Origin of the sequence: Pseudoclavibacter sp. 8L, from assembly GCF_902506465.1 — a bacterium.
Taxonomy (GTDB): Bacteria; Actinomycetota; Actinomycetes; order Actinomycetales; family Microbacteriaceae; genus Pseudoclavibacter.
In genome coordinates, this window is record NZ_LR733186.1 from 833,929 (window position 1) to 848,656 (window position 14,728).

Sequence of the window (14,728 nt, forward strand, 5' to 3'; positions counted from 1 at the left end):
AGCCCCGATGCGGGTGGGTGTTGGTAGCGTTCGGATGTGGCAACGACACCAGCGTCAGACGACCAGATTCCACCGAGCCGCCCACGTCGGGCAGCCTCGAAGCGAGCGAGCACCTCGCCGAAGCCTGCCCCAGCGGCGCAGGACGCGCCAGTGAGCGCAGCGGCAGCGCCCGAGCTCGCCTCGGCCAAGGCACCCCGGGCGCGCAAGCCGAAGGCTCCAGCGGCGAAGCCGGCAGCAGCCGCGGCCGTCGCGACGGCGCTCCCGCCGACCGGCGACGCCTTCCCGGGCTCCGGCTACGTCCCGGTGATCGGCCGCATCCCCATCCTCGACCTGCAGCCGCAGCTCGTCGACAACCTGTTCCCGACGAAGGGATACGTAGGCGATGTCGTGCCCTTCTCCTGCGTCGCCTTCCGCGAGGGACACGACATCATCGGCGTCGAGCTCGTGCTCACAGAGCCAGATGCCGAATCCACGCGCATCCGCATGCAGCCTGGTCCCAAGGGCACCGACTCCTGGCTTGCCGAGGCGCAGGTCACCTCCGCGGGGACCCACGAGTGGTGGGTCGAAGCCTGGAACGACGACTTCGCGACCTGGCAGCACAACGCGGAGATCAAGATCCCGGCCGGCATCGATGTCGACGTCATGCTCGAGCTCGGCGCGATGGTCGTCGACCGTGCCGCCAGCAATCCTGAGCTCACCGCGCATCAGAGCGCCGTGCTGCGCGACGCTGCGACCGCGTCGCGCTTCACCTCCCGGTCCGCCTCGTTCCGCCTCGCCTCGCTGCTCGCCGAAGATGTGCTGGAGGTCGTCGAGGCTCACCCCGTCCGCTCCCTCGTGACGCGCTCGGCCAAGCGCAGCATCCAAGTCGACCGCGCGCTCGCCGGAAACGCAGCCTGGTACGAGTTCTTCCCCCGCTCGGAGGGCGCAAGGCAGGCGGCAGACGGCAGCTGGACCTCCGGAACGTTCCGCACCGCCGCCGAGCGAGTGTCTGCGGTCGCAGCCATGAACTTCGACGTGCTCTACGTTCCGCCGATCCACCCGATCGGGCACACCAACCGCAAGGGGCCAAACAACTCCCTCACGACGGAGCCTGGAGACCCGGGCTCCCCGTGGGCGATCGGGTCCGCAGAAGGCGGCCACCGCGACATCCACCCCGACCTGGGCACCGTCGAGGACTTCCGGTACTTTGTCAGCGAGGTCGAGAAGAACGGCATGGAACTCGCCCTCGACCTCGCCCTGCAGGCGACACCCGATCACCCATGGGTGGCCGAGCATCCTGATTGGTTCACGCAGCTGCCAGACGGCAGCATCGCCTACGCCGAGAACCCGCCGAAGAAGTACCAGGACATCTACCCGATCAACTTCGACGGCGACCGCAACGGCCTGTACGCGGAGGTCCTCGACACGGTCGAGTACTGGATCGGCCTCGGCGTCAAGATCTTCCGCGTCGACAACCCGCACACGAAGCCTCTGCAGTTCTGGGAATGGCTGATCCACGAGGTCAACGCCAAGCACCCCGAGGTCATCTTCCTCGCCGAGGCGTTCACCCGGCCTGCCATCATGCACGCGCTCGCGAAGGCCGGCTTCCAGCAGTCGTACACCTACTTCACCTGGCGCAACACGAAGACGGAGCTCGAGGAGTACCTCACCGAGGTGTCGAAGGAGTCAAGCGACTTCCTTCGCCCGAACTTCTTCGTCAACACGCCGGACATCCTCACCGAGTACCTGCAGAAGGGTGGGCGCAACGCAGCGAAGATCCGAGCGATCGTCGCCGCCACCTCTTCCCCGCTGTGGGGGGTGTACGCCGGATTCGAGCTCGCCGAGAACGTGGCCCGCCCCGGCTCGGAGGAGAACATCGACAACGAGAAGTACGAGTTCAAGCAGCGCGACTGGGCGGCCCAGGAAGCGAGCGGCTACTCCCTCGCTCCGCTCCTGACGAAGCTCAACGAGCTGAGGCGCGCCAACCCGGCGCTCCAGCAGCTGCGCAACTTCGAGGTGCAGTTCAGCGACAACGAGAACGTGCTCGTCTTCTCCAAGCACCTGCCCGCCGAGTACGCCCCCGACGGCGTCTCCAACACGGTGATCGTCGCGGTGAACCTCAACCACTCCGGTATCGAGGAGGCGACCGTCTACATCGACCAGACGAAGTTCGGGTTCGCGTCCGACACGGAGTTCGGCGTGGAAGACCTCCTCAGCGGCCACGAATGGGTCTGGGGCGGCGCGAACTACGTGCGCCTCGACCCATCCACCCTCCCCGCGCACATCCTGCGCGTCAGGCATTCGGCACTCTGACCCGTCGTCCGGTCTCGCCAGGCGGCGCGACCGGACGATCTCGAGAACGGAAACACCATGACCGACGAACTCAAGCCCGCCGCTCCCGCACCGATCGGCGTCCCCGAGGGTGAGCTGCGCTCGGTCGCCGAGGGCACGCACTCCGGCCCGCACGCGATCCTCGGACAGCACCTGCAGGAAGACGGGAGCACGCTCATCCGAGCGCGTCGCCCCCTCGCAGAGCGCGTCACCGCGATCCTCGAGTCCAGCGGCGAGCGGGTCGAGCTGCAGCACCTCGCCCACGGCATCTGGCAGGGTGTGCACGATCACGGCCTCGACGACTACCGCATCGAGACGGTCTACAGCGACGGCGTTCCGCACATCGTCGACGACCCCTACCGCTTCCTTCCCGTCGTGGGCGAGGTCGACCAGTTCCTCTTCGGCGAAGGGCGCCACGAGCGCCTCTGGCACGTCTTCGGCGCCCACCACCGCGAGCACTGGGGCACCAACTCCGCCGTCTGGGGCACCTCGTTCGTCGTGTGGGCTCCCCACGCCCAGGCCGTGCGCGTCATCGGCTCGTTCAACGGCTGGGATGGCCGGGCGCACGCCCTGCGCCGCCTCGACGCACTCGGCATCTGGGAGCTCTTCGTGCCAGGCGTCACACCGCACGAGACCTACAAGTTCCAGATCCGCACCGCCTCCGGCGACTGGGTCGAGAAGGCAGACCCCCTCGCGCTGCACGCGGAGCAGCCGCCGCAGACCGCGTCGGTCATCGCGAACCCCAGCACGTACGAGTGGGGCGACGGCGACTGGATGACGTCTCGCGCGCAGAAGGACCCGCACACGGGACCCATGACCACCTACGAGCTCCACGCCATGTCCTGGCGTCCCGGACTCGGCTACCGCGAGCTCGCCGACCAGCTCGTCGAGTACCTCGACGGCCTCGAGTTCACCCACGTGGAGTTCATGCCGCTCTCGGAGCACCCCTTCGGCGGCTCGTGGGGCTACCAGGTCACCGGCTACTACGCGCCGACCTCGCGCCTCGGCTCACCCGACGACCTGCGCTACCTCATCGACCGGCTTCACCAGGCCGGTTACGGCGTCATCATGGACTGGGTGCCCGGCCACTTCCCGAAGGACAGCTTCGGCCTCGCGGAGTTCGATGGTCAGGCGCTTTACGAGCACGCCGACCCTCGCCTCGGCGAGCAGCTCGACTGGGGCACGAAGGTCTTCAACTTCGGTGACTCCCAGGTGCGCAACTTCCTCGTCGCCAACGCGCTGTACTGGCTCGAGGAGTTCCACATCGACGGGCTGCGCGTCGACGCCGTCGCGTCGATCCTCTACCTCGACTACTCGCGCGAGGAGTGGGTGCCGAACATCCACGGCGGGCGCGAGAATCTCGAGGCCATCGCCTTCCTGCAGGAGGTCAACGCGACGGCCTACAAGCTCTACCCCGGTATCGCGATGATCGCCGAGGAGTCCACGAGCTGGGCGGGCGTCACGAAGCCGACCGAATGGGGCGGCCTCGGCTTCGGCCTCAAATGGAACATGGGCTGGATGAACGACAGCCTCAGGTACGTCGAGCGCGACCCCATCTACCGCTCCCACCACCAGGGAGACCTGACGTTCTCGTTCGTGTACGCGTGGAGTGAGCGGTTCCTGCTTCCGATCAGCCACGACGAGGTCGTCCACGGCAAGGGGTCCCTGTACTCGAAGATGCCAGGCGACGAGTGGCAGAAGCTCGCCGGCACGCGCCTCTTCCTGGCGTACCAGTGGGGTCACCCGGGCAAGCAACTGCTCTTCATGGGGCAGGAGTTCGCGCAGCAGACCGAGTGGAGCGAGTCTCGCGGCCTCGACTGGTGGGAGCTCGACAACCCCGGCCACGCTGGCGTCCAGCGTCTCGTTGGAGACCTCAACCGTCTCGCGAAGAACGAGGGCGCGCTCTGGGAGCTCGACGACGACTCGTCCGGCATGGTGTGGCTCAGCGGCGACGACGCAGCGAACAGCGTCCTCGCCTTCGCTCGCCGTGGCTTCGACGGCACTCCAGACGTCGCGATGATCTTCAACTTCTCGAACCAGGCCATCGGTGGCTACCGCCTCGGCCTGCCGCACGCAGGGCGCTGGTCGGAGGTGCTCAACACCGACGCGGAGACCTACGCGGGTTCGGGAGCCGGCAACTACGGATCCGTCACGACCGAGGACGTCGCGTCCCACGGTTTCGCGCAGTCGGCGGCCATCACGCTGCCGCCGCTCGCGGCAGTCTGGCTCAAGTTCGAGGGCTAGGAGACCTGCAGGCCCAACGGAGCGAGGCCCGGATGCGATCAGATCGCATCCGGGCCTCGCTCCGTTCCCCAGCTCAGGTCAGAACAGCAGGTTCGTGAGCCGTGCCCGCGCAACCCCCACGCGGGGGTCCGCGACGCCCACGACGAGGAACAGATCGAGGAGGCGCTCGCGCACCGTCGTCTTGCCCTCGGCGTCGAGCTTCGGGAACAGCGTCAGCAGGCGGTCGAACGCGTCGTCGATGTGACCGCCCGACAGGTCGAGGTCGGCGACGTCGAGCTGCGCATCGAGGTCGTCCGCGTTGGCGGCACCTCGCTGCCGGATCTCTTCGAGCGTCTTGCCCTGGAGCCGGACGAGGAGCTGCACCTGGGCGAGGCCGGCGCGAGCCTCGTCATCGGCGGGGCGCTCAGCGAGGGCGCGCTCATAGGCGTCGATGGCTGCGGGATAGTCCCCGCGCTCGAGCGCCTCGAAGGCTTCAGCGTGCAGCGGCGGGAGCGGCGGTGCGGCAGGCTCGGCCTGGTCCTGGGCCTCGGCCTCAGGTGCTGCATCGACCGCGACGTGGCCTGTGAGCCCCTGCTGGGCGGCGACCTGGAGGATCTCACCGACGATCTGCGTGATCTGCTCCTGGGGCGGGTTGCCGGAGAAGAGCTGCAGCGGCCGACCGCCGATGATCGCGATGACCTGCGGCTGCTGCCCGAGCTGCGGATGCGCATCCAGGTCGACCCGCACGAGCACGATGCGTCCTTCAGCGCTGCGGACGATGTTCGCGAGCACGGGCGAGAGGGCCTGCGCATCGCTCGACCAGGCGGCGTGCATCTCGACGATGACGGGCAGGAACTGCGAGAGCTGCATGAACTGCTCGAGCGTCTGCTCATCAGCGTCGACAACGAGGTCCGGCAGCGTCGCGACCGGCTCTCCGGTCGCTGGCTGGGTGGGCTGTCCTGGTGCGCCGGCCGCCGGAGCTCCGGGCTCCTGACCTGCCGGCGTGTTCGCGCGCTGGACGAGCGAGGAGAGATCGACGGCTCCGTAGAGACTTGCTGGGTTGAGTGGAGGGGTTTCAGCCATAGGTAACCTCGTTGGCGTTGAGCTGGCGTGCGCCGGTCATGGTGTTGGCGTAGCCGAGCAGTTGGACTGCGCCGCCTGTCGCTTCAGACGGCACGTAGAACATGAGCTGGTTCGTGTAGAGCGTCTCGAATCCGAGCGACGAAGAGCTGGCACCTGCAAGAGCGGCGGTGCGCCCCTGGACGCTCAGCGTCGCGAGCTGCGTGCGTGCGCTCAGCTTCTCGACTTCCTCGATGGAGACCGCGATGATCGCTCCCCCGTCGAGCGTCTGCACTCCGAAGGGAGGGTCGTCGCTCTGCCGCGTCTGGAACTCGATCCGCGCCGCGTTCGCGTCGATCTCGCCCGAGACCGTCGCCCTGGCATCCGCGATCTGGGTGCGCAGGGAGTCTCCGTCCGGCGAGAAGAGTGCGGCGAACTGCGAGCCATCCCCGTTGCTGATGACATCGGCGTACGCCGCAGCGAGTTCCTCGGGGGCGATGACGAGCGGCTGCTCGAGACCGTCGATACCGGGGGCCCCGATCTCGACTGGGGCCGCCTCCGGCAGCGTCACGTCGGGAGTGAGCTGCACGATGGACGCGACCTTGAAGCTGTCGCGGGCCGACGACTGCGTGAGCATCATGCCGAACGGTGCCGTCGGCGTCTCTCCGCCGGCTTCACGAACGACGAAGATCGACTTCGGCCATGCCTCGGAGGCTTGCGGAACGGCATAGACGATCTCGCCGGTGGGGAAGGCCACGGGGCCTGGCAGCGCGTTGTCGGCGGCCTTCGCCTGGTACTCGGCAGCGCGCTCCTGGTAGGCGGCCTGGGTGAATCGCGGCGCCAGCCCGTCCGCCTTGTTGGCGGCGTCGGCTTCCTGGGCGAGCTTGGCGGCGTCGTCGAGGATCTCCGTGAGCTGCTGCGCGTTCACCGCGGGGAGTGCCTCGCCTTCGGTGAGCAGCGCTTGGTCGATCGAGGAGGTCGGCGTCGGCGTCGTCGGCGCGCTCGTCGACCCGCCGAACTGCTCTGGCCAGAAATCGGCGGAGCATCCGGAGAGCGCGATCGATCCGACGAGAAGCACCGGGATGAGCCTGAAGAGTCGCTTCGGGGCCTGGCTCCGGTCGCGACCGCGGGGTCGACGCCACTGCTGGGGCTCAGCAGCGGGCGCGTCGCCGGATGGTGCGGTCGCATCGGGCCCGGGTGCACCGCCAGCGGGAGGCTCCCCGCCGCCGTTGGAGTCGTCGTCCGACTTGTCTGCGTCGGGTGTGTCTGTGTCATCGCCCATCGACGGCGCTGCCGACTCAGCCGGGGCGTCGCCCGCATCGGGTGACGTCGCTTCTTCCTGGCCGCTCCAGCTGAACGGGTCGTCGACCGCCGGAGCATCAGGTGCCTGGCCCATTGCGGGTGCCTCAGCGCTCGGGGCCCGGAAGGAGGGGAAGGCGGCAGCCTGGGTCTGCTGATCTGCATCGTCGACGGTGGAGGCCGGCGGTGCCCAGGTGGGCACGGGCTCCTCAACCGGCTTGAAGCGTTCGTGGTCTGCCTCGGCGGCACGCACGTCTTCTTCGGAGAGCCGGACAGATTCGGCCACGACGCTCTGAGACTGCTCGATCGGATCGACGTCAGACGAATCGAGCCCGTCGTCCGCTACCTGCGTCGACCCCTCGAAGGAGAACGCCGGCGTAGCCGCGGTTCCCCCGTCAGAGGCGGGAACGACCACGGGGATCTCGGAGTCGAGCTCCTCGCGAGCCTGTCGTTGCGGCTTGGAGCGGCGGCGCATGCTCAGCAGCGCCCAGAGCAGCAGGCCGAGAGAGATCAGCAGGAGGACTCCGCCGCCGAGCAGCAGAGGACCGGCCATGGGCGCGCGTCCGTCGAGCGGCCAGGAGATGGAGACCTCGTTGGGCGCGGAAGCCTCGCCGTCTGACTGGACGAGCAGGGCGAAGCCGACGGGAAGCGTCTGCTGCATCTCGAGCTGACCCTCCCCCTCGTACTCCTCGAACCAGAGGTCGTTGCCGAGGATGTTGGGGGCTGTCGTCTCATCCGCAGAAGCCTCGCCCGGTGTGAAGACGAGGGCTCCGCTCGTGTCGTCGAGGGTGACGATCTCGTGCTGCGTCGTGCCGACCCAGCCTGCGATGTCCGCCTGGCGCCCGATCGCGACGCGAATGGGGCCATCGCCGCTGATCGTGATGGATTGCGTGCCCGCGTGCTCGATGAGCGTGTCGCTGGGGATGACCAGCAACGGCGACTCTTGGGTCAGCGTGCCCGACGCGACGACCGTGTCAGCGGCCCTCGCTTCCGTGACCTGCAGCCAGCCGACGACAAGCAGCGCCGCACTTCCGAGGAATGCGATCGCGGCTAGGATGAATCTCACTGAGTGACTCCTTCTCGAGTGATTGCGCCGTGCATCGTTTGTGCGCTCGACGTGCTCCTCTCGCGAGGGTGCCGTCGTCTTCCATGAGGTTCATGAAGACTCTCGACCCCTCAATCTAACGCACCGTGCCCGCACTTCCCCTGGAATACGCCGGTTTCGCCCCGGAAAGCGGTGAAAGCTCCGGCGGTCCCGTCTCGCGAAGCGGCGATTTCAGAAGAGATGTCTCCGCCATTCCGCGCCTCATCAGGGCGCTGCTCGGAGCCGCCGTCTAGACTTCAGGACGTGCGCAGGCGGTCGGCGCGCACCTGCACCCTGACTCACGCGGAGGCGTCCTTGGCATTCGACGACATCAACTTCAACACGGCGATGCGCGGCTACAACCGCGAAGAAGTCGACGAGGTCATCAGGTCACTGCGCACGCAGCTCGCCCAGGCCGGCAACCAGGATTCCGGTGCGAGCCGCGAGATCGCAGCGATGCGGACCCGCATCAAGCAGCTCGAGTCCGAGCTCAACGAGGTCGGGAACCCCACCTACTCCGGCCTCGGCACCAAGCTCGCGGGTACGCTCGCGACGGCTGAGCAGCAGGCGCAGAAGCTCACTGCCGAGGCGCAGCGCGAGGCAGACAAGATCCTCAGCGAAGCGCACCGGAACGCGGCCCGCATCCACCAGGAAGCCAACGACTACGCGGAGCGTGTGACTCGTGAAGCGGATGTGCGCGCCTCGCGGGTGCTGAGCGATTCCCGCTCCGAGGCCGACAGCCTCCTCGAGAACGCGAAGCAGGAGGCCGATCTCACGCGGACCAACCAGGAGCGCGAGATCGAGACGGTCAAGGACCAGGTCACGACCGAGCTGCGCGAGCTGCGTCACTCGACCGACCTCGAGATCAGCGCGTTGCGCGCATCGGTCGACGAGGAGCTGGCCACGAAGCGTCAGGCCGTGGAGAACGAGATCGCCGAGTCTGCGGCTCGCCTCGCCGAGCGGCAGCGGGAGATGGAGAAGGCCCGCGCCGATTTCGAGCGGGAAGCCGCGGCTCGCCGCACGCAGATGGAGCACGAGCAGGAGGCGGAGCGTCAGGCCGCGAAGGGCGAGCTCGACGCACTCCGCGAAGGTTCCGTGCGGGAGATGAACGCGAAGCGCACGGAGCTCGATGTCGAACTCTCGAAGCGCCGCAACGCGTTCGAGCAGCAGCTCGTGGCCGCTGGCCGCAAGGCCGAGGCCGCCGCGAAGAAGCTCATCGACGATGCGACCGAGCAGCTCGCCGACCTCAACCAGCGCAGCGAGCAGGTTCGACGCGAAGCGGGCAAGATCATGGCGGATGCGCGTCGCCGCGCGCAGGAGACGCAGGACCAGGCGGAGCGCAAGGCAGCCGACCTGCTCGAGACCAGCAACAAGCAGGCTCGCGAGCGCAACACGGAGGTCGAGCAGCACACGCAGAGCCTGCTCGACAACGCCGAGCAGCGCCTCTCGGAGCTCCGCGAGGAGCGCGACCAGGTGCAGAGTTACCTCGACCAGCTCAAGCGGGCCTTCTCGCGCACCGACTTCAGCCTTCCCGAGGCCGACGAGCAGATCACGAAGCGGCCCGCCGCGGACGAGAGCGAGGCGGCAGCTTCGGGCGCAGACGGCGCCGAGGCGCATGCCTTCGCGCTCTCGAGCAGCGGCTCGCAGCAGGAGCCTGAGGCTGGGACCGACGACGACAGCGCGACGTCCGAGACGTCAAGCGAGCGCTCCGACGAGAGCATCTCGAAGGAAGAGCCGGTCCCTGCTCAGGCCGCGGGCCAGGGCGGCGGACAGAACCCGAACCAGAAGCGCGGAGCGCCCCGCCAGCGGTAGGCCCAGCGTGCCATCTCGACTCGCCCCGCGCGTCTAGACTCGGATCCCGGCCATCGGCCGGGATCCGACCAGGGGGAATACCGCATGCGCATCGAGAATCCGTTCAGGCTCGGCTTCGTCGCGACGGTCGGCGTGCTCGTAGCCCTTGTCCTCGGTGGCATGATCGCTTCGCTGAGCACGATCCTCACGTACATCGGCGCAGCACTGTTCCTGGCGCTCGGCTTCGAGCCGATCATCGCGTTCCTGGAGCGCCACCGCTGGCCCAGGTGGGCGGCGATCATCTCCTCGCTGGGAGGCGCTGCGCTCGCCCTCGGTCTCGTCGTGTGGGCGCTCATCCCGAGCATCTCGACCCAGGTCGAGCAGCTCTCGGCGCGCTACACGTCGATCGTGAACGACCTCGCGGGCTCGAACGTCATCGAGTGGGTTGACGAGCGCTTCCCTGATCTCCAGGCTCAGGAGTTCGTGACCGACGCACTCGAGTGGCTGCGCAACAACCTTGCCGCGATCGGCGGCGGCGTGCTCGAGGTCGGCTTCGGCATCGTGAACGCCTTCTTCGGCGTGCTCATCGTCTTCATCCTCATGCTCTACTTCGTCTCGAGCATGAACAGCATCAAGCGCGGCTTCTACCAGCTCCTGCCGGCCTCGCGCCGAGCCCGCACGGCCGAGCTGACTGAGCAGATCACGGCGTCCGTCGGGAAGTTCGTCCTCGGGCAGCTCGCGCTGGGCCTCGCGAACGGGATCCTGTCCTTCACGTTCCTCTCCATCATCGGCGCTTCGATGCCCGCCGTGTTCGCCATCATCGCCTTCCTCGGCTCGCTCATCCCCCTCGTGGGAACCCTGTCGGCGTCGGTCATCATCGTCGTGCTGCAGCTGGCGCTCATGCCGGTCGACAGCAGCGTGTGGTGGATGGCCGCCATCTACTACGTCGTCTACATGCAGGTCGAGGCTTACGTCATCAGCCCTCGCATCATGAGCTCGGCCGTGCAGGTACCCGGCGCCATCGTGGTCATCGCCGCACTCACCGGAGGTACGCTCCTGGGGCTCCTCGGTGCTCTCGTGGCGATCCCGATCGCGGCGGCCATCCTCCTCATCGTCAAGGAAGTCTGGATACCGGCGCAGAACGAGCGCTAGCCTCACGGCGGGGCAGGCCGAGCGCGGCACGGCTCGTTCTCCACCTATGATTCGAGACGTGCAGAGCATCCAGTGCCCCCGTTGCGCGTCGCTCGTCATGCTCGAGTCGCTGTCCTGCGACGCCTGTGCGACGCCGATCGCCTTCCACGACGAGAGGCAGGCCTTCGTCGATGTCAGCGGCGGCGCCGTCCTCGTCGGCGGCAAGTTGTGGCGGGAGTGCGGCAATCGGAGCTGGCGGTGCAACTGGCTCGTGGAGGACGGCATCGCGACCTCGTCGTGCCTGTCGTGCAGGCTCGTTCGCAAGCGCCCTGAGTCCGACGACACCCTCGCGCTCGAGAAGCTGGCAGAGGCGAACGCCGACAGGCGGCGCCTCCTCGCGCAGTGCCTGCACCTGCGCCTCCCCATCGAGAGCTACGCGGAACGTGACGGGGGTCTCGGATTCGACCTGCTCTCGAGCAGGAGCTCAGGCCAGCGAGTGTCCATCGGCCACGCGAATGGCATCATCACGATCGACCTTGCCGAGACCCTGGATGCACACCGCGAGGCCCTCCGAGTGCGTCTGGGCGAGCCGTACCGCACCCTGCTCGGTCATTTCAGGCACGAGATCGGCCACTACTACCAGTCGATCCTGCTCGACGACGAGACGCTCCTCGACGAGTGCCGCGAACTGTTCGGGGACGAGCGCGCGAGCTACCGGGAGGCGCTCGAGCGCCACTACCGCCTGGGCGCCCCCGAGGGCTGGTCGGCGTCGTACATCTCCGAGTACGCGACGATGCACCCCTGGGAGGACTTCGCCGAGACTTTCGCGCACTACCTGCACATCCTCGGATCGCTGTGGACCGCCGCCGCGTCGAACGTGGTGCTGCAGCCGGCGACGAGCCCGCTCATCGACTACACGGAGGAGCCCATCGAGCGGGTGCTCGCCGACTGGCACGAGGTCTCGCTGCTCCTGAACCGCTTCAGCAGAGCGATGGGCCAGAACGACCTCTACCCGTTCGTGTTGAACGCACCCACCGAGGTGAAGCTCGGCTTCATGCACCGGATCGTGACGCGGATCACTCGCCGCTCGGCCACGACGAGCTGAGCGGAAGCGCCGCGGGGTTCATGCGCTGCACGATCTCCGTGAGCACTCGCTTTGTCTGCTTCTCCCCCACCCACAGGTGCCTGCCGTCGTCGACGGGCACGAGCTCGAGGTTGGGAAGATGCGCGATACGCTGCGCCGCCTCGTCGGGCTTGAGGAAGTCGTCGTGCTCGGGCACCACCATGACAACCGGGATGCGCGCATCCGCCCAGCGGTCGAGCTCGGCTTGGCTCGTGCGCCTCAGGGGCGGGGACAGCAGGATGAGGCCCTTGACGTCCGTATGCTCGTGGCCGTGCCTGAGCGCGAGCTCGGTGCCGAACGACCAGCCGACCAGCCACGGGTTCGGCAGTCGGCGCTCGCGGACGAACGCCATGGCGGCTTCGACGTCGGCGCGCTCGGTCTCGCCATCGCCGAACTCACCGTCGCTCGTGCCTCGTGGGGAGCTCGTGCCTCGCGTGTTGAAGCGAAGCACAGCCAGGTCCGCCTGCGCGGGCAGACGCAGCGATGCCTTGCGCAGCACGTGCGAGTCCATGAACCCGCCCGCGGTGGGCAGGGGGTGCAGGGTGACAAGTGTCGCGACCGGCTCGCGGTCGAGGGGCAACGCCAGCTCCCCCACGAGCGTCAGGCCGTCACTCGTGTGCAGCTCGATCTCTTCGCGGCGAGCTGGCAGCTCCGTTCCGCTCCTGATCTCGATGGACTCGCCCGCTTCTCGGGCCGTCGATGCGTCGGTCATGCCATCCTCCAACAGTGGTTGTGCCAGTGGCGGCGGGCCGCCAAGGCGTGCTCGTCTCCGAGGATGCCCTCGGCCCGCCAGACGACGACGTGCGCGACTCCCGCCTCGACGGGGATAGAGCAGCCGGGGCACACGTAGTCCTTGACCGCGCGCACCGCTGAGATCGGCTGCACCGTGTAGGAGACGCCGCGGCGCACCTCCGTGCGGCGCCAGCCGTCGCGGAGACGCTCCAGCTCGTCGGCCTGGCCGGCAGCGCGGTCGGCGGCAGCCTGCTGCCTCTTCGCCGCGCGACCCCCCTTCGTCCTCGGGGACGGATCACCGCCTGGACGGCGGGATCGGTTCGAGCGGGGCATGACAACCATTCTAGGAAGCTCGTGGGAACCGAGCTGACAGACAACGCCGCGTGACCCTGAGGTCACGCGGCGTCGTGTGGCTGAGCCCAGCGGGCTCGAGACGTGCATCAGTACCAGTTGTTGGCTTCCGAGTGCGCCCACGCGCCGCACGGGGTGCCGTAGCGGCCCTTGATGTAGTCGATGCCCCAGCGGATCTGCGTCTCGGGGTTGGTGCGCCAGTCGGAGCCGTGCGTGGCCATCTTGCTGCCGGGAAGCGACTGGGGGATGCCGTAGGCCCCGGACGAGGGGTTCTCGGCCGCCGCGTTCCAGCCGGACTCGCGCTGCCAGAGCTTCTCGAGGCAGGCGAACTCGCCAGTACCCCAGCCCATGGACGCAACGACGTCGGCGGCAACCGCCTTCGAGGTGCCCGGGTCGGGCGCAACGTAATCGGGGCTGCTGTTCGACGACGAAGAAGAAGACGAGGACGAGGACGAGGACGAGGAAGAGCTGGACTCTTCCTCGGTCGGCGTCGGAGTGGGGGTCGGCGTCGGGGTCGGGGTCGTCACGACGATGCCGGCCAGATCGTTGTCTCGCGGAGTCGCAGTCGGGGCGGCGGCGCCCTCGTCCTCGACCACTGCGTCATCGCTCGCATCAACGGCGGAGACGAGGCTGACCTCGTATCCCTGGGCCCCGGCGGCGGTCAGGTCCGCAACGCTCGGCGCGATCGCAAGAGCTGGGGAGGCGCCGCCGGCGACACCCGCCTGCAGGATGGCCGTGAGCGCAAGGGCGCCGACAGCGGTGCTCGCGGCGATGGGGACGATGATCTTCGCCCGTGAGCGTCGTGCGGCTGTCGGACGCGCTGCTCGCGTCGAGCCTGTGCGCTGCAACGTGGTCATTGATCTCCCGGGGTTGGAACTAGGGACTCACCGAGGATAACGGAATGGTCACGGAATGGCAACGAAAACGGCACCAGCCGCCCGCCGCATCCCGTCGCCGCTCCCCCGATCAGTAGCAGCTCCACTGCCCCCAGCCGGCCTTCGCCTGCAGCATCTTTGCGCGCATCGTCTGCTCTTCACGCGATGCGTCGGATGGGAGGCCCGTCCCACCGACGGACTGCCAGGTCGGAATCGAGAACTGGTACAGACCGTAGTAGCCGGCAGGATTGATGGCCTTCGGATTGTTCGTCGACTCGCACTGCGCGATGCGCGCCAGCGTGGCGTCGATGCTCGGGTCGGAGGAGACGTCGACCTCTTCGTAGGAGGATCCGCCGGATGAGGAGTTCTTGCTCGAGTTCGAGGGTGCGGGCTCCGGCTCGGGCTCCGGCTCGGGAGTCGGGGTCGGGGTCGGCGTGACCACGACGATGCTGGCGATGTCACTCGTGCGGCTCGTGTCCGCCGGTGCCGCATCCACTGCGGAGACGAGGCTCACGGCGTAGCCCTGCGCCCCAGCGGCGGTCAGCTCGTCGACGGATGCGACGGAGACGACTTCGCTCTCACCATCGCCCTGGACCCCCAGCTGGACGGTCGCAGTGACCGCGAGAGCAGCGATCGCGATCCCTGCCAGGGTCGGAACGATCACGCGAGCTCCCGCACGTCGGCGGAGGCCTGCGGGCCGTGAGGCCCGCGTCGAGCCGGTGCGGATGGCGGTGGTGGTCATGCGGGTAC

Annotated in this window: 11 protein-coding genes; 5 read left to right on the plus strand and 6 right to left on the minus strand. The window is 68.1% G+C overall.

From position 1 onward, the window contains the following. The first annotated feature begins 150 nt into the window (after positions 1 to 150). Complete coding sequence (locus GV007_RS10695; protein WP_236558462.1) at positions 151 to 2,292, plus strand: alpha-1,4-glucan--maltose-1-phosphate maltosyltransferase; 2,142 nt, start codon at positions 151 to 153, stop codon at positions 2,290 to 2,292. A gap of 57 nt (positions 2,293 to 2,349) precedes the next feature. Continuing rightward, complete coding sequence (gene glgB / locus GV007_RS10700) at positions 2,350 to 4,554, plus strand: 1,4-alpha-glucan branching protein GlgB (RefSeq protein ID WP_160072467.1); 2,205 nt, start codon at positions 2,350 to 2,352, stop codon at positions 4,552 to 4,554. Positions 4,555 to 4,632: 78 nt separating this feature from the next. Here the strand turns inward: glgB and GV007_RS10705 are convergent, their stop codons facing one another. Both GV007_RS10705 and GV007_RS10710 read right to left on the minus strand, forming a co-directional pair. Beyond that, positions 4,633 to 5,616: a tetratricopeptide repeat protein gene (locus GV007_RS10705; protein WP_160072469.1), complete on the minus strand. Its 984-nt coding sequence runs from the start codon at positions 5,614 to 5,616 to the stop codon at positions 4,633 to 4,635. Next, complete coding sequence (locus GV007_RS10710; protein ID WP_160072471.1) at positions 5,609 to 7,957, minus strand: hypothetical protein; 2,349 nt, start codon at positions 7,955 to 7,957, stop codon at positions 5,609 to 5,611. The genes GV007_RS10705 and GV007_RS10710 overlap by 8 nt, the downstream gene beginning before the upstream one ends. A gap of 333 nt (positions 7,958 to 8,290) precedes the next feature. On the opposite strand from GV007_RS10710, the gene GV007_RS10715 reads away from it, so the two are divergent. The 3 genes from GV007_RS10715 (at position 8,291) to GV007_RS10725 (ending at position 12,002) form a co-directional block, all read left to right on the plus strand. Continuing rightward, entirely contained in the window at positions 8,291 to 9,787 is a 1,497-nt protein-coding gene (locus GV007_RS10715) for a DivIVA domain-containing protein (RefSeq protein ID WP_160072473.1), read from the plus strand. Between the two features lie 84 nt (positions 9,788 to 9,871). Then, positions 9,872 to 10,918, plus strand: coding sequence for an AI-2E family transporter (locus GV007_RS10720; protein WP_160072475.1), 1,047 nt, complete (start codon positions 9,872 to 9,874; stop codon positions 10,916 to 10,918). Between the two features lie 58 nt (positions 10,919 to 10,976). Then, the gene (locus GV007_RS10725) at positions 10,977 to 12,002 is read left to right on the plus strand and encodes a zinc-binding metallopeptidase family protein (RefSeq protein ID WP_236558463.1); all 1,026 of its coding nucleotides are present in this window, start codon (positions 10,977 to 10,979) and stop codon (positions 12,000 to 12,002) included. On the opposite strand, the gene GV007_RS10730 is transcribed toward GV007_RS10725, so the two are convergent. The 4 genes from GV007_RS10730 to GV007_RS10745 form a co-directional block, all read right to left on the minus strand. Then, complete coding sequence (locus GV007_RS10730; protein ID WP_160072479.1) at positions 11,974 to 12,732, minus strand: alpha/beta hydrolase; 759 nt, start codon at positions 12,730 to 12,732, stop codon at positions 11,974 to 11,976. The two genes, GV007_RS10725 and GV007_RS10730, sit on opposite strands and share 29 nt — an antisense overlap. After that, positions 12,729 to 13,085: a hypothetical protein gene (locus tag GV007_RS10735; protein ID WP_236558464.1), complete on the minus strand. Its 357-nt coding sequence runs from the start codon at positions 13,083 to 13,085 to the stop codon at positions 12,729 to 12,731. The genes GV007_RS10730 and GV007_RS10735 overlap by 4 nt, the downstream gene beginning before the upstream one ends. Before the next feature lie 107 nt (positions 13,086 to 13,192). Continuing rightward, entirely contained in the window at positions 13,193 to 13,960 is a 768-nt protein-coding gene (locus GV007_RS10740) for a transglycosylase SLT domain-containing protein (protein WP_160072481.1), read from the minus strand. Between the two features lie 109 nt (positions 13,961 to 14,069). Then, the gene (locus GV007_RS10745) at positions 14,070 to 14,720 is read right to left on the minus strand and encodes a transglycosylase family protein (RefSeq protein WP_160072483.1); all 651 of its coding nucleotides are present in this window, start codon (positions 14,718 to 14,720) and stop codon (positions 14,070 to 14,072) included. Positions 14,721 to 14,728 lie beyond the last annotated feature (8 nt).

Excerpts from the sequence above, each read along its gene's own strand:
- GV007_RS10740 (WP_160072481.1), bottom strand. The coding sequence starts at position 13,960 with ATGACCACGTTGCAGCGCACAGGCTCGACGCGAGCAGCGCGTCCGACA.
- GV007_RS10705 (WP_160072469.1), bottom strand. The coding sequence starts at position 5,616 with ATGGCTGAAACCCCTCCACTCAACCCAGCAAGTCTCTACGGAGCCGTC.
- GV007_RS10745 (WP_160072483.1), bottom strand. The coding sequence starts at position 14,720 with ATGACCACCACCGCCATCCGCACCGGCTCGACGCGGGCCTCACGGCCC.
- glgB (WP_160072467.1), top strand. The coding sequence starts at position 2,350 with ATGACCGACGAACTCAAGCCCGCCGCTCCCGCACCGATCGGCGTCCCC.
- GV007_RS10720 (WP_160072475.1), top strand. The coding sequence starts at position 9,872 with ATGCGCATCGAGAATCCGTTCAGGCTCGGCTTCGTCGCGACGGTCGGC.
- GV007_RS10735 (WP_236558464.1), bottom strand. The coding sequence starts at position 13,085 with ATGCCCCGCTCGAACCGATCCCGCCGTCCAGGCGGTGATCCGTCCCCG.
- GV007_RS10730 (WP_160072479.1), bottom strand. The coding sequence starts at position 12,732 with ATGACCGACGCATCGACGGCCCGAGAAGCGGGCGAGTCCATCGAGATC.